Annotated in this window: 17 protein-coding genes and 2 pseudogenes; 13 read left to right on the forward strand and 6 right to left on the reverse strand. The window is 63.7% G+C overall.

Translation table 11 applies throughout. The features are described 5' to 3' along the window. Positions 1-27: 27 nt before the first annotated feature. Both ACIPW4_RS04380 and ACIPW4_RS04385 read left to right on the forward strand, forming a co-directional pair. Positions 28-591 carry a TetR/AcrR family transcriptional regulator gene (locus ACIPW4_RS04380; RefSeq protein ID WP_400655142.1) on the forward strand — a complete coding sequence of 188 codons (564 nt, stop codon included), beginning with the start codon at positions 28-30 and terminating at the stop codon, positions 589-591. Further along, positions 578-1,171 carry a DUF4157 domain-containing protein gene (locus tag ACIPW4_RS04385; protein WP_400655144.1) on the forward strand — a complete coding sequence of 198 codons (594 nt, stop codon included), beginning with the start codon at positions 578-580 and terminating at the stop codon, positions 1,169-1,171. The genes ACIPW4_RS04380 and ACIPW4_RS04385 overlap by 14 nt, the downstream gene beginning before the upstream one ends. 123 nt (positions 1,172-1,294) lie before the next feature. Here ACIPW4_RS04385 and ACIPW4_RS04390 read toward each other — a convergent pair whose 3' ends face one another. After that, complete coding sequence (locus tag ACIPW4_RS04390; RefSeq protein ID WP_400655146.1) at positions 1,295-2,287, reverse strand: bile acid:sodium symporter family protein; 993 nt, start codon at positions 2,285-2,287, stop codon at positions 1,295-1,297. A 119-nt stretch (positions 2,288-2,406) separates the two neighbouring features. Between ACIPW4_RS04390 and ampC the strand changes: the two genes are divergently transcribed. Together ampC and ACIPW4_RS04400 are read left to right on the forward strand one after the other, a co-directional pair. Beyond that, the gene (gene ampC / locus ACIPW4_RS04395) at positions 2,407-3,543 is read left to right on the forward strand and encodes a class C beta-lactamase (RefSeq protein WP_400655148.1); all 1,137 of its coding nucleotides are present in this window, start codon (positions 2,407-2,409) and stop codon (positions 3,541-3,543) included. A 294-nt stretch (positions 3,544-3,837) separates the two neighbouring features. Further along, on the forward strand, positions 3,838-4,170 hold the full coding sequence (locus ACIPW4_RS04400; RefSeq protein ID WP_400655150.1) for a hypothetical protein: 333 nt from the start codon (positions 3,838-3,840) through the stop codon (positions 4,168-4,170). 47 nt (positions 4,171-4,217) lie between these two features. Here ACIPW4_RS04400 and ACIPW4_RS04405 read toward each other — a convergent pair whose 3' ends face one another. The 4 genes from ACIPW4_RS04405 to ACIPW4_RS04420 form a co-directional block, all read right to left on the reverse strand. Continuing rightward, a complete protein-coding gene (locus ACIPW4_RS04405) occupies positions 4,218-4,514 on the reverse strand; it encodes a hypothetical protein (protein ID WP_400655152.1) in 297 nt (98 codons plus the stop codon). 161 nt (positions 4,515-4,675) lie between these two features. Continuing rightward, the gene (locus ACIPW4_RS04410) at positions 4,676-4,864 is read right to left on the reverse strand and encodes a hypothetical protein (protein WP_400655155.1); all 189 of its coding nucleotides are present in this window, start codon (positions 4,862-4,864) and stop codon (positions 4,676-4,678) included. 135 nt (positions 4,865-4,999) lie between these two features. Next, positions 5,000-5,320, reverse strand: a complete 321-nt coding sequence (locus tag ACIPW4_RS04415; RefSeq protein WP_400655157.1) for a YbjQ family protein — start codon at positions 5,318-5,320, stop codon at positions 5,000-5,002. A gap of 58 nt (positions 5,321-5,378) precedes the next feature. Beyond that, positions 5,379-6,266 (reverse strand): EamA family transporter, encoded by an 888-nt coding sequence (locus tag ACIPW4_RS04420; protein ID WP_400655159.1) that lies wholly within the window; start codon positions 6,264-6,266, stop codon positions 5,379-5,381. 234 nt (positions 6,267-6,500) lie between these two features. Between ACIPW4_RS04420 and ACIPW4_RS04425 the strand changes: the two genes are divergently transcribed. Then, a complete protein-coding gene (locus tag ACIPW4_RS04425) occupies positions 6,501-7,898 on the forward strand; it encodes a purine-cytosine permease family protein (protein WP_400655161.1) in 1,398 nt (465 codons plus the stop codon). A 40-nt stretch (positions 7,899-7,938) separates the two neighbouring features. Here the strand turns inward: ACIPW4_RS04425 and ACIPW4_RS04430 are convergent, their stop codons facing one another. Next, entirely contained in the window at positions 7,939-8,694 is a 756-nt protein-coding gene (locus ACIPW4_RS04430; protein ID WP_400655162.1) for a class II aldolase/adducin family protein, read from the reverse strand. Between the two features lie 328 nt (positions 8,695-9,022). Here ACIPW4_RS04430 and ACIPW4_RS04435 point away from each other — a divergent pair, with 328 nt between their 5' ends. The 8 genes and pseudogenes from ACIPW4_RS04435 to ACIPW4_RS04470 all read left to right on the forward strand — a co-directional run bounded on the left by ACIPW4_RS04435 (position 9,023) and on the right by ACIPW4_RS04470 (position 18,332). After that, a complete protein-coding gene (locus ACIPW4_RS04435) occupies positions 9,023-10,975 on the forward strand; it encodes an FAD-dependent oxidoreductase (RefSeq protein ID WP_400655163.1) in 1,953 nt (650 codons plus the stop codon). Positions 10,976-11,025: 50 nt separating this feature from the next. Further along, positions 11,026-11,618 (forward strand): annotated as a pseudogene (locus tag ACIPW4_RS04440) (helix-turn-helix domain-containing protein); the annotation flags it as partial. Between the two features lie 82 nt (positions 11,619-11,700). Further along, positions 11,701-11,967, forward strand: a pseudogene (locus ACIPW4_RS04445) (NAD(P)/FAD-dependent oxidoreductase); the annotation flags it as partial. Positions 11,968-12,082: 115 nt separating this feature from the next. Next, positions 12,083-12,922 carry a glutathione-dependent disulfide-bond oxidoreductase gene (yghU, locus tag ACIPW4_RS04450; protein WP_400655165.1) on the forward strand — a complete coding sequence of 280 codons (840 nt, stop codon included), beginning with the start codon at positions 12,083-12,085 and terminating at the stop codon, positions 12,920-12,922. A 136-nt stretch (positions 12,923-13,058) separates the two neighbouring features. Then, positions 13,059-14,762, forward strand: coding sequence for an amidase (locus tag ACIPW4_RS04455; protein ID WP_400655167.1), 1,704 nt, complete (start codon positions 13,059-13,061; stop codon positions 14,760-14,762). A gap of 87 nt (positions 14,763-14,849) precedes the next feature. Continuing rightward, positions 14,850-15,767 (forward strand): pyridoxal-phosphate dependent enzyme, encoded by a 918-nt coding sequence (locus tag ACIPW4_RS04460; RefSeq protein WP_400655169.1) that lies wholly within the window; start codon positions 14,850-14,852, stop codon positions 15,765-15,767. Between the two features lie 189 nt (positions 15,768-15,956). Further along, a complete protein-coding gene (locus tag ACIPW4_RS04465) occupies positions 15,957-17,054 on the forward strand; it encodes a carboxynorspermidine decarboxylase (protein WP_400655170.1) in 1,098 nt (365 codons plus the stop codon). Between the two features lie 33 nt (positions 17,055-17,087). Beyond that, complete coding sequence (locus ACIPW4_RS04470; protein WP_054887353.1) at positions 17,088-18,332, forward strand: saccharopine dehydrogenase family protein; 1,245 nt, start codon at positions 17,088-17,090, stop codon at positions 18,330-18,332. Positions 18,333-18,390: the final 58 nt, after the last annotated feature.

Below are 18,390 nucleotides of genomic sequence, written 5' to 3' on the forward strand. Positions count from 1 at the left end.
CGTCAAGCCAGCGCGAAGAGGTCGTGCATGCGCTACTCCACCGAACACAAGCAGCAGACCCGCGACAGGCTGCTGGCCAGCAGCGGCGCGCTGGCCAAGCGCGGCGGCTTCTCCAGTACCGGCGTGGCTGGGTTGATGAAAGCCATCGGCCTGACCGGCGGTGCCTTCTACAACCATTTCCCGTCCAAGGACGACCTGTTCACCGAAGTGGTCCGCCAGGAACTGTGCAACAGTCCGCTTGCCCGCCTGGCCAGCCACGGCGCCAGTCGCGAGCGCCTGGCCCGATGCCTGCAGCAGTATTTGAGCCTGGCGCACCTGCACAATGCCGAAGGTGGCTGCCCGCTGCCGCCGCTGGGCGTGGAAATCGCCCGCGCCGAGCAGCCGGTGCGCGAACAGGCCGAACACTGGCTGGTGAACCTGCATGCCGCGTGGAGCGAAACACTGCAGGACCCGGCGCTGGCCTGGGTGCTGATCAGCCAGTGCGTCGGTGCGCTGGTGGTCGGGCGCATGCTGGCCAGCGAGGCGGTGCAACAGCAGTTGCTCGATGCCAGCAAAGGCTTTGTCGACAGGGCATTGAATGAAGCGGATTAACCTGCTGTCGGTGTTGCTGCTGGCAGCGCCCGCGCTGGCCGAACAGGCCTGCCCGCCCGGGCAGTATCAGGTTTGCCTGATGGGCTGCTTCTGCGCGCCGATTGACCCCGGCCAGGCCGGTCAGGTGCTAAAGGATGTCGAGACGGTGGCGTCCAGCAGCCTGGCGTTCGCCTTGCAACAGGCTCGCGACGAGGCCACCGCCAGCGGCAGTCAACCGATTCCTCTGCACATCCGCGCGCAACTGGAACCCTGGTACGACTTTGCCGTGCTCGATGCAGCACGTTACCGGGTCGGTGACGAGCAGCAAGTCACGGCGGCCAACGCCATGCTGCAGAACCCGGATGTGAACGCGGTGACGCTGATCGACACCATCATCTTCCGCCACGCCAGCGATGCCGAGGACAACGTGACGCTGTGGGCGCATGAGCTCAAGCATGTGCAGCAGTATCAGGAACTGGGGGTAAGTGAATTTGCCCGGCGCTATACGCGCAACTACGACGAGCTGGAGGGGCCGGCCTACAAGATCGAGGCCGAGGTGCGCACGGCCTTGCGTGAGCGCAGTTCTGGACAGGCTCGTTAACCTGAATCGGCCTCTTCGCGGGCAAATCCGCTCCCACAGGATGTGCACCTGCCTTGAGAGCGGTGCAGAACCTGTGGGAGCGGGTTTACCCGCGAAGAGGCCGGTACAGCCAACATCACAGGCTCAGGAAGCGGTAGCAGCCCCCTCACCCTCCTGCTCGCGGCTGGCATAGCGCTGTGCCAGCACCGCACACACCATCAGCTGGATCTGGTGGAACAGCATCAGCGGCAGAATCATCGCGCCAATGCCACTGCCCACGAACAGCACCTGCGCCATCGGCACCCCGGTCGCCAGGCTCTTCTTGGAACCGGCAAACAGGATGGTGATGCGGTCTTCCAGGCTGAAGCCCAGTACCTTGCCCAGCATGCGCGTACCGAACAGCACCACTGCCAACAGGATGCCACAGACAGCGAACAGCCCGGCCAGGTGCTGTGGCGACACCGTGTGCCAGAGGCCGGTGACCACTGCTTCGCTGAACGCTGTGTAGACCACCAGCAGAATCGAACCCTGGTCCACGATCTTGAGCCAGCGGGCATTCTTCTTGACCCAGGCGCCGATCCAGCGCCGCGCGACCTGCCCGGCCACGAACGGCACCAGCAACTGCAGGGTGATCTTCAACACGGCATCCAGCCCCGAGCCGGTATCGCCATCGGCGCCCAGCAGCATCATCACCAGCAACGGGGTGAGGAAAATACCGATCAGGCTCGAGGCAGCGGCGCTGCAGATGGCCGCCGGCACGTTGCCGCGGGCCAGCGAAGTGAAGGCGATGGCCGACTGCACGGTGGCGGGCAGTGCACACAGGTACAGCACGCCGAGATACAGTTCGTTGCCCACCAGCGGTACGAACAGTGGCTTGAACGCCAGGCCCAGCAACGGGAACATCACAAACGTGCAGGAGAACACCAGCAAGTGCAGACGCCAGTGGCCCGCGCCGGCGATGATCGCCTCACGCGACAGCTTGGCACCGTGCAGGAAGAACAGCAGACCGATCGCCAGGTTGGTCAGCCAGCCGAAATACACCGCGCCGTCGCCCGAGCATGGCAGCACGGTGGCGATCAGCACCACCCCGAGCAGGCACAGGGTGAAGTTGTCGAACAACATGCGCAAATACTTCATAACAGTTTCCATCTTGTCGTTGTGCAAGGGCAGACGATAAGGTCTGGGGTTTTTTCCTGCTAACGCCGGAACCCCCATCGATGTCGCTCAACGGACACACCCTCGAAAAGGATAATTGCATGCCACGCGTTCGTCTTGCTCCTCTGCTCATGTTGTTTGGCCTTGCCCCGGCGCACGCTACCGAGCCGTTGCAAGCCCAGGTGGACGAGGTCATCCGCCCGCTGATGAAAGCGCAGGACATCGCCGGCATGGCCGTGGCCGTCTACGCGAACGGCCAGGGTCACTACTTCAGCTATGGCGTGGCCAGCAAAGCCGAGGGCAAGCCGGTGACCGCCGACACGCTGTTCGAAATCGGTTCGCTGAGCAAGACCTACACCGCCACCCTCGCCGCCCTGGCCAGCGCCGAAGGCAAGCTCGACCTCCAGGCCCCGGCCAGGCGCTACCAGCCCCCGCTTGCCGGTGCCCCCTTGGGCGATCTCAGCGTGCTGGAATTTGGCGCCTACAGCGCCGACTGCTTGCCGCTGCAGTTTCCCGATGAAGTACAGACCCCGGAGCAGACGCTGGCGTTCTTCCGCAACTGGCAGCCGCGTACCGAGCACGGCACACAGCGCTGCTATTCCAACCCGAGCCTGGGCCTGTTCGGCGACCTCGCGGCACGTGCGCAGCACCGCCCATTCGCCGACATCATGACCCAGCACCTGCTGCCGCAAATGGGCTTGCGACACACGTACCTGCAAGTACCGCAGGGCGCGCAGGGCTTGTACGCCCAAGGCTATGACGCTCAGAACCGCCCCGTGCACGTCAACCCCGGCCCGTACGCAGACCAGGCCTATGGCATCAAGACCAGCGCCAGCGACCTGCTGCGCTACGTGCGCCTGCACATGCAGCCGGCCGAACTCGCAGCGCCACTGCGCAAAGCCACCGCCATCACCCAGGCCGGCTACTTCAGCGTCGGCAGCATGACCCAGGGCCTGGGCTGGGAGCGCTATCCCTACCCGGTCAGCCTGGACACCCTGGTCGATGGCAACAGCCCGCGCCTGATCCGCGAGCCCCAGGCCACCCAGCGCCTGAGCCCGCCTCTGCCTGCCCTGCCCGCGGCCTGGTACAACAAGACCGGCTCCACCAACGGGTTCGGCGTCTATGCTGCCTTCATCCCCTCCGAAGGCAAGGCCATCGTTCTGCTCGCCAACCGCAATTACCCCAACGAAGCGCGTGTGCGCGCAGCGTTCCAGATCCTCTCCAGCCTTGACCGATGAGTCACTGCCAATGGATTGTCAGACAATATGTAGTGAACAAAAATATTCACTACAAACCCATTGACGCCCCTCATCAGCCTTGTGCATGATGAAGCCGTCTCCCTGATCGGGAGCGGTGGCAAGGGTGTTCCAGACGGTTTGCGCGGTAACGCAGGCCGTCCGTGGAGAGGGAATCTGTCCAAAAGGCAGCGTGAGAAAGCCCCTGTTGCGATGCTGCTGTAGCAGCCTTGGTAGTGCGCTACAACCTGTGGCGCCAACTGTGACAATCAACAACAAATAGGTAATGGGGGCTTTATGATGAACTTGAACAACAATCCGACAATCGACCAATTGGCCCAGCTGTTCGCAGTGCGCAAGGACAGCCTCGACGACCACCTGCTGTGGGTCAGCCAGACCGGCGAGGTACGCATCGACCGCCTGCCGCCGAACACGGTCGAAGATGAATTCGAAGCGCACCTGCCCAGCATGCGCGCACGCTTCAAGGTCTACCGCCGTGGCCAGGGCTACGTCGGCAAGAAGGCCGCCGCCGATACCGAGTTTGTCGGCCGCGTCCTGTCGACCCTGCAACAAGAATGGCCCGCCGCCCGTGAGCGGCAGGCAGTCAAGGTGATCGAACCGCTGAACTGAGGGTTCGTCACCACTTCCGAAGCCCGGCCCACATAGGCCGGGCTTTTTCATGCCCGCCGTCGCTGCCGCGGCATCGGCAATGCGCCAGTGGCAATCGCCCGGGCCCGATCGACACCCCACACCAGTGCACGGGTCATGGTCTCGCCGGGCATCGACGCGTGGTATTCCTCAAGCAATGCCCGCCCGTCCTGCCCATACACCCCGAGAAACAGCTGGGTCGTACCGACGCGCGACAGGCGCACCTGTACGTCGAGAGTGGTGCCGTCGCTCAGCGCCTCGTCGTGGCAGCGGCAATGCAACTGTGCATCGGCCCACTGCCAATAGGTCTCGTCCCTGACTCGCATGGAAAATCAATCCTCTCATTCCTGGATGCCACGCCAGAAGACCACACCTGCGCAGCCGCCGCGAGGGCAACCCGCGATTACCATGAGCAGGATCAACCAACACCCACAAAAAACCCCGCCGTTGGGCGGGGTTGTGTGAGCGGGTTCACTTTTTCGCACGCTTACTTCCTGGCCGGCACTCGTGGCGTGAAGCGGCCCTTCTTGCTGCGTTGCAGATGGGCAGGCTTGAGGTTTTCCGAGTCGTCCAGGGTCATGTGGGCGAAGCCCAGGTTAAACGCCGCCTGGCCGCAACGCACCTGGTTGTTGATCGGGAATGCATCGTTCATGTCTTCGAAAAAAGTGTCGCTCATGCCTGTCTCCATTCCGTGGCGTCCGCGTCGGCCAGCAACGGGCTGACCTGAAAAACGCGACCTGTGCCTGTGAGACTAGCCGGTCACAAGCGGACTGCCCGGACAAAACCTGCAGACCCGACCAGTGGCATTTGGCTACTTCAGCCGCACGGCGGTACCGGTAGCGAACACCACGACCATGCCGCCTTGCACCGACGGCATGCTGATTTCGAAGTCCACGCCTACCACTGCGTCTGCCTGCAACTGCCGTGCCCGCGCGATGAGTTCCTCGGTGGCCTGCTCGCGGGCCTCGCGAAGGGCGCTTTCCAGGGTTTGCGAACGGCCACCAAAGAAGTCGCGAAAGCGGGTGAAAAAATCGCGCACGAAGTTGATGCCCTGCACCGATTCGGAGCTGACCACGCCAAGGTACTCGGCGATCGGGCGGCCTTCGAGCTGGCTGGTAGTGGAGATGATCATGTAGAGCCCCTTGGCCTTGCAAAAAGGCCAAGTCTAACAAATGCGCCGCCCCCTTCCGCTAGTGCGCGCTGGCTGCCCGCAGACGCTGCCCAAGCCTGGGCCCGAACACGTTGACCAGCAGGCCAAGCATTACCAGCAGCGCGCCCCAGCCTTGTACCGCCGTCAATCGCTCCCCGAGCAACCATGCCGACGAGCTGAGGCCGATCACCGGCACCAGCAGCGAAAACGGCGCCACTTTGCCCGCCGGGTGGCGCGACAGCAGCTTGCTCCACAGGCTATAACCGATCATGGTGGCGACGAATGCCAGGTACGCCAGCGCCAGCACCGAACTCCAGCTGATATTGACCAGCGCATGGCCGATCCGCTCCGGCCCCTCAAGCCACCACGACAAGGCCAGGAACGGCAGCGGCGGAATCAACCCGCCCCAGATCACCAGCGCCACGAGGTCCACCGAGCCAAAGCGGCGGGTAATGATGTTGCCCATGCCCCACATGGCACCGCCACACAAGGTCAGCAGCAGCGCCACCAGCGGCACATGGCCGCTGTCTTCACTGCCGATCAGCGCCAGGCCGCTGGCCGCCACCAGCAGGCCGAGCACGCTGGCCATGCGCAACCGCTCACCTAGGAACAGCGCGGCAAAGCCCAGGGTGAAGAACGCCTGCGATTGCAGCACCAGTGACGCCAGGCCCGGTGGCATGCCGCTGTACATGGCCTGGAAGAGAAAGGCGAACTGGCCCAGGGAAATGGTCGCACCGTAGGCAATCAGCCAGCGCCACGGCAGCTTCGGCCGCTTGACCATTAACACCGCCGGGAACGCCACCAGCAAAAAGCGCAACGCACCCAGCAGCATCGGCGGCAAGCCATCGAGGCCGACTTTGATGACCACGAAATTGATCCCCCAGGCGATAATCACGACCAGGGCAATCAGCAGGTCCTTGAGCGGCATTGCGGCTTCCTTCTTCAGGCGTTCTAGACATATTTGGTAACAGCATAAGGCCATTTTCCAGGCAGGGACCAGCACAGTTATGGCCAACCCTTGCGCAACAGATCGGCTGTTATGCCCAGCAGACTTCACTTGACCTTACTTGTATAGACATGCTCATATCAGGCAGACGCCACCCGCGCAACATGCTGCCGATGGCCCTCTCCCTGACACAAAAACAATGAAGTGGAGCCCACAATGTCCCGCAATTCCGTGCTCGAACGGCGCTCTATCGACTACATCCCCGAAGCCGAACGCCATGGCAAGCTGTACAGCCAGTTCACCCTCTGGCTCGGTGCCAACCTGCAGATTACCGCGATCGTCACTGGCGCCCTGGCCGTAGTGCTCGGTGGTGACGTGTTCTGGTCGCTGATCGGCCTGCTGCTGGGCCAGCTGATCGGCGGCGCGGTCATGGCCCTGCATGCGGCCCAGGGCCCACGCCTGGGCCTGCCGCAGATGATCTCCAGCCGTGTGCAGTTCGGCGTGTATGGCGCAGCCATCCCGATGGTGCTGGTGTGCCTGATGTACCTGGGCTTCACTGCCACCGGCACGGTGTTGTCCGGCCAGGCCATCGGCCAGTTGCTGAGCGTCAGCGACAGCACCGGCATCCTGATCTTCGCTTCGGTGATCGTGCTCGCCACCCTCGCCGGCTACCGGGTGATCCACTGGATCGGCCGGGTCGCGAGCGTGCTGGGTATCATCGCGTTCGTCTACCTGTTCAGCCGCATCCTGATGCTCGCCGACATTGGCCAATTGCTGGAAAACCGCCACTTCAGCTGGGCTACCTTCCTGCTCGCCGTGTCGCTGGCCGCCTCCTGGCAGATCGCCTTCGGCCCCTACGTGGCGGATTACTCGCGCTACCTGCCGAGCAGCACCTCGCCGGTGAAAACCTTCCTCGCCGCTGGCCTGGGTTCGGTAATCGGCGCACAAGCGTCGATGATCCTTGGCGTATTCGCCGCGGCAATCGCCGGCGGGCAGTTCTCCGGGCGCGAAGTGGCCTACATCGTCGGCCTCGGCGGGGCCGGTACCACCGCTGCCTTGCTGTATTTCAGCATTGCGTTCGGCAAGGTCACCATCTCGACGCTGAACTCCTATGGCAGCTTCATGTGCATCGCCACCATCATCAGCGGCTTCCGTGGCCACCTGGCGATCAGCCGCCTGCAACGCCTGGTGTTCGTGCTGGCCATCGTCGGCGCCGCCACCCTGGTGGCCCTGCTCGGCCAGCACTCGTTCCTCAGTGCATTCAAGTCGTTCATCCTGTTCCTGCTGACCTTCTTCGTGCCCTGGAGCGCGGTCAACCTGGTGGATTACTACTTCATCACCAAAGAGCGCTACGACATCCCGGCCCTGGCTGACCCGGAAGGCCGCTATGGCCGCTGGAACTGGCCTGGCATCATCGTCTATACCCTCGGCGTGCTGGTGCAGATGCCGTTCATCGACACCAAGCTGTACACCGGCCCCATGGTCGCGCACCTGGGAGGTGTGGATGTGTCGTGGCTGATCGGGCTGGTGGTGCCGAGCGTGCTGTATTACTGCGTGGCGCGCCGGCGTGCCGCCGAGGCACCGGCCAGCATGATCGTGCCCGAGGCGCGCTGATCACTGTGGGAGCGGGTTCACCCGCGAAGAGGCCAGCAAGTCAGTCACGATAGCCCGGGGCAATGCGCTCCAGCATCCGCAACAGGGCCCCCCAGGCCAGCTGCAGCGCATCCGGGTCATTCAGCTCCCCCTGCTTCAACCCCCGCATCGGTTCGTTGAACTGCCGCTCGGTATACGCGCACACCGCTTCAGCCGGCAGCACCAGCTGCCCGGCGCTCATCGCCGCCAGCTGGATGTCGCAAGCCTTCTCCAGGTAATACATGCGCAGAAACGCCTCGGCCACCGAGCGCCCGGTGGTCAGCAGGCCATGGTTGCGCAGGATCATCACCGGATGATCGCCCAGGTCCGCCACCAACCGCTGCTGCTCGTCGAGGTCCAGGGCGATGCCTTCATAGGTGTGGTAAGCGACCTTGCCGTGGAACTCCATCGACATCTGGTTGACCGGCAACAACCCGCACTCCAGCGCCGCCACTGCGCAACCGGCGCGGGTGTGGGTGTGCAGCACGCACTGGGCATCCTCGCGGGCGGCATGGATGGCACTGTGGATGACGAAGCCGGCCGGGTTGACCGTGTACTCGGTAGGCTCCACCGGGCGGCCCTGCAGGTCGATCTTGACCAGGCTCGAGGCGGTGATTTCTTCGAACAGCAGGCCGTAAGGGTTGATCAGGAAATGGTGCTCGGGGCCCGGCAGGCGCAGCGAGATGTGGGTGAAGATCAGGTCCGACATGCGGAAGTGGGCAATCAGGCGGTAGCAGGCGGCCAATTGCTGGCGCAGGGTTTGTTCCGTGGCGGTCATTGTTGTTATTCCTGTTGGCATTTGGGGCCGCTATGCGGCCCCGGTAAATATCAGTCAGGCGAGGAGGGGCTTACAAGTGCCCGCCTTTTCCCTTTCAGCGCTCGATCTCACAGGCGCTGAAGAGGCGACGGCGAGCACCTGTCAGCCCCAACTCTCTCAAATGACCGGCATCAAGGCAAAGGCCCCTTTCCTGTCGTGCTGAGGTCACGCGCCACTGCCGTGGCTGAGAAAAAGCTAGACGCGCCCAAGTAAAAAACCAAGTTGATTTTTTACTGCCGCTACACTTTCATGAGAAAAACAAGAACGACATTGCACCGGAGCCGCCCGCATGACGACCGCCTTCGCCCACCTGTTCGAACCCCTGCAGATTCGCGGCAAACGCCTGAAGAACCGCATCATGTCGACCGGCCACGACACCTGCCTGCCCACCGACAACCTGGTCAACGACAAGCTCATCGCCTACCAGCGCGCCCGCGCCGCTGGCGGCGTCGGCCTGATCGTGCTGCAGGTGGCCGGGGTGCACGACAGCGCCCGCTACACCTCGCACGTGCTGATGGCCACCGACGATGCCTGCATCGATGGCTACCGGCGCCTGGCCGAGGCCTGCCATGCCCATGGCACAGTGGTGCTGTCGCAGCTGTTTCACCCGGGGCGGGAGATCATGGAGTCGGCAGACGGCCTGCTGGCGGTGGCCTACTCGGCTTCGTCGGTGCCCAACGAGCGCTTCCGGGTGATGCCGCGGGCGCTGGACCAGGCGATGATCGACGAAATCGTCCAGGGTTATGCCAGCGCCGCCCGGCGCCTGCACCAGGCTGGCCTCGACGGTGTGGAAGTGGTGGCCAGCCATGGCTACCTGCCGGCGCAGTTTCTCAATCCGCGGGTCAACCTGCGCACCGACGGCTACAACGGTAGGCTGGAACAGCGCCTGCGCTTTCTGCGCGAAGTCCTGGCAGCGGTCAGGGCGGCTACCGACGAGCAGTTCATCGTCGGCCTGCGCATCAGCGCCGACGAACGCGACAGTGAAGGCTTGAGCGAAGAAGAATCGCTTGCCGCCGCCCAAGCCTTGCAGGATCAGGCCGACTACCTGCACATCGTCGCTGGCACCTCGGCGTCGCTGGGTGGCGCCGTGCATATCGTGCCGCCTATGGCCATCGCCCCGGCTTATCTGGCGCGCGAGGCCGGCACCTTCAAGCAGCACCTTGACATCCCGCTGTTCGTCACAGGGCGCATCAACCAACCGCAGGAAGCCGAACTGATCCTGGCCCGTGGCCAAGCCGACGTGTGTGGCATGACCCGCGCTCTGATCTGCGACCCGCAGATGCCCAACAAGACCGAGCGCGGCAAGGTCGAGGACGTGCGGGCCTGCATTGCCTGCAACCAGGCCTGCATCGGGCATTTCCATAAAGGCTTGCCAATTTCTTGCATCCAGCACCCGGAAACCGGCCGCGAACTGCAATACGAAAAACCTGCGCCAGCTACCGCACGCAAGCGCATCCTGGTGGCGGGTGGCGGCCCGGCCGGCATGAAGGCCGCAGCCATTGCCGCTGCCCGTGGCCATGAGGTCACGCTGTACGAAGCCAGTACGCAATTGGGCGGCCAGATCCAGCTTGCCCAGCTGCTGCCGCGGCGCAGCGAATTCGGTGGTGCCAGTACCAACCTGCAGCGGGAAATGGAACTGGCAGGTGTACGCGTAGTACGTAATACATGCGTAGATCGCACCCTGGTCGAGCGTGAGCGCCCCGACCTGGTAATTGCCGCTACCGGCGCAACGCCCTACTGGCCCGCGTTCGAGCGCAGCGGCGAACTGCAGGTGGTGGATGCCTGGCAGGTGCTACGCAACGAGGTTACCCTCGGCCGGTCGGTACTGGTGATCGACTGGCGCAGTGACTGGATCGGCCCCGGTATTGCCGAGCGCCTGGTCCGCGATGGCCATCAGGTGCAACTGGCGGTCAATGGCACCCACTGCGGCGAGAGCCTGCCGCTGTACGTGCGCGATCAGCTGGCCGGCGAACTGCACCGCCTGGGTATCCCGATCACACCCTATGCCCGCCTGTACGGCAGCGACGACAACACCGTGTACTTGCAACACACTGCCAGCGGCGAGCCGATGATCTTCGAAGGCATCGACAGCCTGGTGCTGTGCCTCGGCCATCAACCCCTGGATACCCTGGCGGCGGAACTGGCCGACCTGGTGGAGGTTCGGCGCATCGGTGACTGCCTGGCCCCGCGCACTGTCGAGGAGGCCATCCATGACGGCCTGACAGTTGCCTGGGCGCTCTGAGCCTGGCCATACTGCTGGCTTTCCCGATGGACCCAAGCGCATGAACCAGCAGCCCCAGACCCCGCCCGCCGCCGAAGACGGCGGCGCCGCGCCGCAGTTTCTCGGCGGCCGCATCCGCGGCCTGCGCAAGCGCCGCGGCATGACCCTGGCAGAACTGGCGACAAGCAGCGAGCTCACCGCCGGCTACATCAGCCAGCTGGAGCGCAACCTGTCGTACCCGTCGATCCCGGCGCTGTTCAATATCGCCCGCAGCCTCGGCGTGACAATCCAGTGGTTCTTCGCCAGTGAAGCCACCACTGCCCCCGAGGACCAAGGTTACGTGGTACGGCGCAACAGCCGGCTGAGCGTGCATTACGAGGACGGCATCGTCGACCAGCTGCTCACCCCGCAACCCAACCGCCAACTGGAGATGCTGCACTCGCGCTTTCCGCCAGGCACCTACAGCCAGCAGAGCTACAGCCATGAAGGCGACGAAGCCGGTTACGTGCTCTCGGGCAGTTTCGAGGTGTGGGTGGGCGAGCGCCACTTCCTGCTCGGCGAAGGCGACAGCTTCAGTTTCTCCAGCCAGGAGCCGCACCGCTACGGCAACCCCGGCGAAATGGACGCCGTGGTGATCTGGGTCATCACTCCGCCAACATTTTGAAAAGATCTGCCAGCTGGCCCCGTAACATCGTTGACTGCAATTACGGTCTACTGTGTCTCTCGCACTTCACAGGACCGCAACGATGAACAATATCCTGATCATTGGCACCGGCATTGCCGGGGCATGGAGCGCCCTCAGCGCAATCCGCCAACTGAACCTGCAGGCCCAGCGGGATGCTCAGGTAACGCTGCTGGCCCCCCAGACCGAACTGCAACAGCCGTTCGCTCACGGCAACCTGTGCCTGGTACGAGGCACCACCTCGCACGTCGACACCGCCGACCGGCGCGTCCACTACCGCACCCCGACCGGCACCCGCTGCAGCCTGCCCTATGACCGGCTGATCGCGGCGCAGCTGTGGCCCCGCTGAGCCGCGCGGCATTTGCGCTATTCTCCGAACCCGTGGCATAGATGCAGGTCCATGCCCTTACGTGGTCGCTTTCGCGCTTTTCAAGGAGAACCCCCGCATGAGCAAGCCCCCTTACGTTCCGCCCAAGGTATGGCGCAACGATGCCGCGTCCGGTGGACAGTTCGCCAGCATCAACCGGCCGATCGCCGGGCCGACCCATGACAAGGACCTGCCGGTGGGCGAGCACCCGCTGCAACTGTATTCCCTGGCCACCCCCAACGGCGTCAAGGTCACCATCCTGCTCGAAGAATTGCTCGCCCTGGGCCACCGTGGCGCCGAGTACGACGCCTGGCTGATCCGCATTGGCGACGGCGACCAGTTCTCCAGCGGCTTCGTCGAGGTCAATCCCAACTCGAAAATCCCCGCCCTGCTCGACCGCAGCGTCGAGCCACCGGTGCGGGTGTTCGAATCCGGTTCGATCCTGTTGCACCTGGCTGAAAAGTTCGGTGCCTTCCTGCCCAAGGCCCCGGCCGCACGCACCGAAAGCCTGAACTGGCTGTTCTGGCAGATGGGCGCCGCGCCTTACCTGGGCGGTGGCTTCGGCCACTTCTATGTGTATGCGCCGGAGAAATTCGAGTACGCCATCAACCGCTTCACCATGGAAGCCAAGCGCCAGCTCGACGTGCTGGAGCGCCGACTGGCGGTCAGCCGCTACCTCGGTGGCGAGGAATACAGCATCGCCGATATCGCCGTGTGGCCATGGTACGGCCAATTGGTGCGCGGCAAGCTGTATGACGCGGCCGAGTTTCTCGCAGTGGACGAATACCCGCACGTGCAACGCTGGGCCGAGGCGATCGCCCAACGCCCGGCCGTGCAGCGCGGCACCCGGGTCAACCGTACCTGGGGTGATGAAGCCAGCCAGGTGCCCGAGCGGCATTCGGCGGCGGACCTGGACTGAGTGCAGCGGGGCCGCCCCGCGGCCCCGACAATGCTCCGTTGCAAAAAACCATTTCTCCTGCGCAAACCTCCCACCCCTGATCCCTTCTTGTACACTCCTCGCACTAGCCCCAACCCGCACAAATTCTGGTGAAAGCATGATCGAGGTAACCGAGGTTTCCATTGCCGAGCTGCGCGATGCGCTCGAAACGGGCCGCACGACGGCGGTCGAGCTGGTCAAGGCCTACCTGGCGCGCATCGATGCCTACGATGGCGCCGACACCGCCACCGCGCTGAACGCCGTGGTGGTGCGCAACCCTGACGCGCTCATGGAAGCCGAGGCTTCCGACGCCCGCCGCGCCAAGGGCCAGACCCTTAGCCCGCTGGACGGCATCCCCTACACCGCCAAGGACAGCTACCTGGTCAAGGGCCTGACTGCCGCTTCCGGCAGCCCGGCGTTCAAGGACCTGGTCGCCCAACGCGACGCCTTCACGGTCGAGCGCCTGCGTGCTGCCGGTGCCGTGTGCCTGGGCAAGACCAACATGCCGCCGATGGCCAATGGCGGCATGCAGCGTGGTGTCTACGGCCGCGCCGAAAGCCCGTACAACGCCAGCTACCTGACCGCCCCGTTCGCCTCTGGCTCGTCGAACGGTGCCGGTACCGCCACCGCCGCCAGTTTCAGTGCCTTCGGCCTGGCCGAAGAAACCTGGTCGAGCGGCCGTGGCCCTGCCTCGAACAATGGCCTGTGCGCCTACACCCCATCGCGCGGTGTGATCTCGGTACGTGGCAACTGGCCGCTGACCCCGACCATGGACGTGGTGGTGCCTTACGCCCGGACCATGGCCGACCTGCTGGAAATCCTCGACGTGGTGGTCGCCGACGATGCCGACAAGCGCGGCGACCTGTGGCGCCTGCAACCCTGGGTAGCGATCCCGGCCGCCTCCTCGGTGCGCCCGGCTTCCTACCTGGACCTGGCCGTCGACGCCAGTGCACTCAAGGGCAAGCGGTTTGGCGTACCGCGCATGTACATCAATGCCGACGCCGAAGCCGGCACCGCCGAGAAGCCGGGCATTGGTGGCCCGACCGGCCAGCGCATCAACACCCGCGACAGCGTCATCGCCTTGTGGCAACAGGCACGCCAGGCCCTGGAAGCGGCCGGCGCCGAAGTGCTGGAAGTCGACTTCCCGCTGGTGTCCAACTGCGAAGGCGACCGCCCGGGCGCTCCGACCGTGTACAACCGCGGCATCGTCAGCAAGGAATTCCTCCATGACGAACTGTGGGAGCTGTCGGGCTGGGGCTTCGACGACTTCCTGCGTGCCAACGGTGACCCGAAGCTCAACCGCCTGGCCGATGTCGACGGCCCGCTGATCTTCCCGCACGACCCGGGCACCCTGCCCAACCGCGAGGACGACCTGGCCGCCGGCATGGACGAATACGTCAACATGGCCAAACGCGGCCTGAAGACCTGGGACCAGATCGAAACCCTGCCCGACGGCCTGCGTGGGCTGGAAAAGACCCGCAAGATGGACCTCGAAGACTGGATGGACGCGCAGGGCCTGGACGCCGTGCTGTTCCCGACGGTGGCCGACGTGGGCCCGGCCGATGCCGACGTCAACGAGGCTTCGGCGAACATCGCCTGGAGCAACGGCATCTGGGTGGCCAACGGCAACCTGGCCATCCGTCATCTGGGCGTGCCGACAGTGACCGTGCCGATGGGTGTGATGGCCGATATCGGCATGCCGGTGGGGCTGACCTTTGCCGGCAAAGCGTACAGCGACAATGCGCTGCTGAGCTTCGGTGCGGCCTTCGAGGCCACCGGTTCGCGCCGGATGGTTCCGCCGCGCACGCCAGCCCTGGGCTGACCCCACCGCCCCCAACGCCGACTTGCCGGCGTTGGGGGCAACTGGTATGACATCCCTCTTTTTGTTTTGCGCATTCAGAAGGCTGTCATGACCCTGCATATCCAGACCCCCCTCATCGAATCCCGCCCCCTTTCGCTGGCTGCTGGTCGCCCGGTATGGCTCAAGCTTGAAGCCGTGCAGCCCTGCGGCTCGTTCAAGCTGCGCGGGGTTGGCCATGCCTGCGAGGTGCACCACGCCCGTGGCGCGCGCCATTTCGTCTCATCCTCGGGCGGCAATGCCGGGCTGGCTGTGGCCTATGCCGGGCGCAAACTCGGGGTGCCGGTGACCGTGGTGGTGCCCGAAACCACTACCGAACGGGCCAAGGAACTGCTGCGCCTGGAAGACGCCAACGTGGTGGTGCATGGCAGCTCTTGGCAAGAGGCCAATGAACTGGCATTGACCCTGGTCGGTGCCGGTGATGCTTTCATCCACCCATTCGACGACCCGCTGCTGTGGGCCGGGCATGCCAGCCTGATCGACGAAATCGCGGCCGCCGGCATCAAGCCGGATGCAGTCGTGTTGTCGGTGGGCGGTGGTGGCTTGCTCAGCGGCGTTGTCGAAGGGCTGCAGCGCAATGGCTGGGGCGATGTGCCGGTGCTGGCCGTGGAGACCACAGGCGCCGCATCGCTGCATGCAGCCATGAAAGCCGGGCATACCGTGGAACTCGGACGTATCGCTTCGGTGGCCAGCTCGCTGGGCGCCAAGCGGGTGGCCGAGCAGGCACTGGCCTGCAGCCGACAGCAGCCGGTGCACAGCCACCTGGTCAGTGACCGGGCAGCGCTGGAAGCTTGCGAACGGTTCCTGCTGGATCATCGGGTGCTGGTGGAGCCGGCGTGTGGGGCGGCGTTGGCGCTGGCTTATGAGGCGGATGCGCTGGCTGGCTACAAAAATGTGCTGGTGGTGGTGTGTGGTGGCGCTACTGCCACGCTGGAACAGATTCAGGAATGGTTGAAGCAGGTCGATTGATGTCACCTGTTGCGGCCTCTTCGCGGGCACAGGAAAGCGCGCCATTGGTCCGGCTGTCATCAGGATGTTCATTTCCCCCTGTATTACTGCACCCACGCAGACGAAATACACCCTCCACCCTTTCGATCTGCGGCAAGTGAAGGCACAATGCGGGTCTTTTTTTTGGCCGGCCTGGCCGGGGGCCTTTAAATGATCAAGACGCCGTACTACCTCATCGACAAAACCAAACTGCTGAGCAACATGGAGAAGATCGCCTACGTGCGCGAAAACTCCGGTGCCAAGGCGCTGCTCGCGCTCAAGTGCTTCGCCACCTGGTCGGTGTTCGACCTGATGCAGCAGTACATGGACGGCACCACGTCGTCCTCGCTGTTCGAGCTCAAGCTCGGCCGCCAGAAATTCGCGGGCGAAACCCACGCCTACAGCGTGGCCTGGGCCGATGACGAGATCGAGGAAATGCTCGAGAACTGCGACAAGATCATCTTCAACTCGATCGGCCAGCTGCAGCGCTTCGCCGAACAGTCCGAAGGCAAGGTCCGTGGCCTGCGCGTCAACCCGCAGGTGAGCAGCTCCGACTACCTGCTGGCCGACCCGGCCCGCCCGTTCAGCCGCCTCGGCGAATGGGACCCGGAAAAGATCGAGCAGGTGATCGAACAGATCTCCGGCTTCATGTTCCACAACAACTGCGAGAACGGTGACTTCGGCCTGTTCGACAAGATGCTGACGCACATCGAAGAGCGCTTCGGCCACCTGCTGCACAAGGTCGAGTGGGTCAGCCTCGGTGGCGGTATCCACTTCACCGGCGAAGGCTATGCGCTGGACGCCTTCTGCGCGCGCCTGAAGGCCTTCTCCGAACAATATGGCGTTCAGGTCTACCTGGAGCCGGGCGAAGCCGCCATCACCAATAGCGCTTCGCTGGAAGTGACCGTGCTCGACACCTTGTACAACGGCAAGCACCTGGCCGTGGTCGACAGCTCGATCGAAGCGCACCTGCTCGACCTGCTGATCTACCGCCTCAACGCCAAGATGGCCCCTAACGAAGGCGAGCACACCTACATGGTCTGCGGCAAGTCGTGCCTGGCGGGTGACATCTTCGGCGAGTACCAATTCGATCGCCCGCTGACCATCGGCGACCGCCTGTCGTTCATCGACACGGCCGGTTACACCATGGTCAAGAAAAACTGGTTCAACGGTCTGAAGATGCCTTCCATCGTGGTCAAGCAACTCGACGGCAGCGTCGAGGTGGTCCGCGATTTCGGCTTCGAAGACTATGTTTCCAGCCTGTCGTAAGACCGGCTTTCCAAGTAAGGAGCAACAGGTAAATTGAAGAAGAACGTTCTTATCATTGGTGCAGGAGGTGTCGCCAAGGTGGTGGCCCACAAGTGCGCGCAGCACAACGACGAACTGGGTCGTATCGCTATCGCGTCACGGAACATCTCCAAATGCCAGGCCATCATCGACAGCGTCAAGGCCAAGGGTAGCCTCAAGGTACCCGCCGACATCCAGGCCTTCTCGCTCAACGCCCTCGATGTCGAGGCGACCAAGGCACTGATCCGCGAGACCGAATCGCAGATCGTGATCAACGTCGGTTCCGCCTTCCTCAACATGTCGGTGCTGCGTGCCTGCATCGATACCGGTGTCGCCTACCTGGATACCGCCATCCACGAAGAGCCGGGCAAGATCTGCGAGACCCCGCCGTGGTACGGCAACTACGAGTGGAAACACCTCGAAGAGTGCCAACAAAAGAACATTACCGCCATTCTCGGCGTCGGTTTCGACCCGGGTGTGGTGAACAGCTACGCAAAACTTGCGCAGCAGCAATACTTCGACAGCATTGATTCGATCGACATTCTTGACGTCAATGCCGGTTCGCACGGCAAGTACTTTGCCACCAACTTCGACCCGGAAATCAACTTCCGCGAGTTCACCGGGCAAGTGTGGAGCTGGCAGAACAGCCAGTGGACCAGCAACACCATGTTCGAAGTCAAGCGTACCGACGACCTGCCGGTGGTGGGTTCGCAGAACCTGTACCTGACCGGCCACGACGAAGTTCATTCGATCTCGAAGAACCTCAATGTGCCGAACGTGCGCTTCTGGATGAGCTTCGGCGAGCACTACATCAACGTGTTCACCGTGCTGAAGAACCTCGGCCTGCTCTCCGAGCAACCGGTAAAGACAGCCGAAGGCCTGGAAGTGGTGCCGCTGAAAGTGGTCAAGGCCGTACTGCCTGACCCGGCCTCGCTGGCCCCGGGCTACACCGGCAAGACCTGCATCGGTGACCTGGTCAAGGGCACCAAGGACGGCAAGCCGCGTGAAGTGTTCATCTACAACGTGGCCGACCACGAAGAAGCCTACGCCGAGACCGACAGCCAGGGCATTTCCTACACCGCAGGTGTACCACCAGTGGCTGCGGCCCTGCTGGTCGCCCGTGGCGAGTGGGATGCCAAGCGCATGGTCAACGTCGAGGAGCTGCCAGCCGAGCCGTTCCTCAAGGCGCTGGACGTGATGGGCCTGCCGACCCGCGTGAAAGACGAAAATGGCGACCGTCCGTGGGACGCTGAAGCCTAAGCCGTAAAACAGAAGGGGCGCCAACATGGCGCCCCTTCTGCATTTGCAGGCCCGCGAA

It is taken from the genome of Pseudomonas sp. NPDC089996 (assembly GCF_044748405.1).
In the GTDB taxonomy this organism is placed as follows: domain Bacteria; phylum Pseudomonadota; class Gammaproteobacteria; order Pseudomonadales; family Pseudomonadaceae; genus Aquipseudomonas.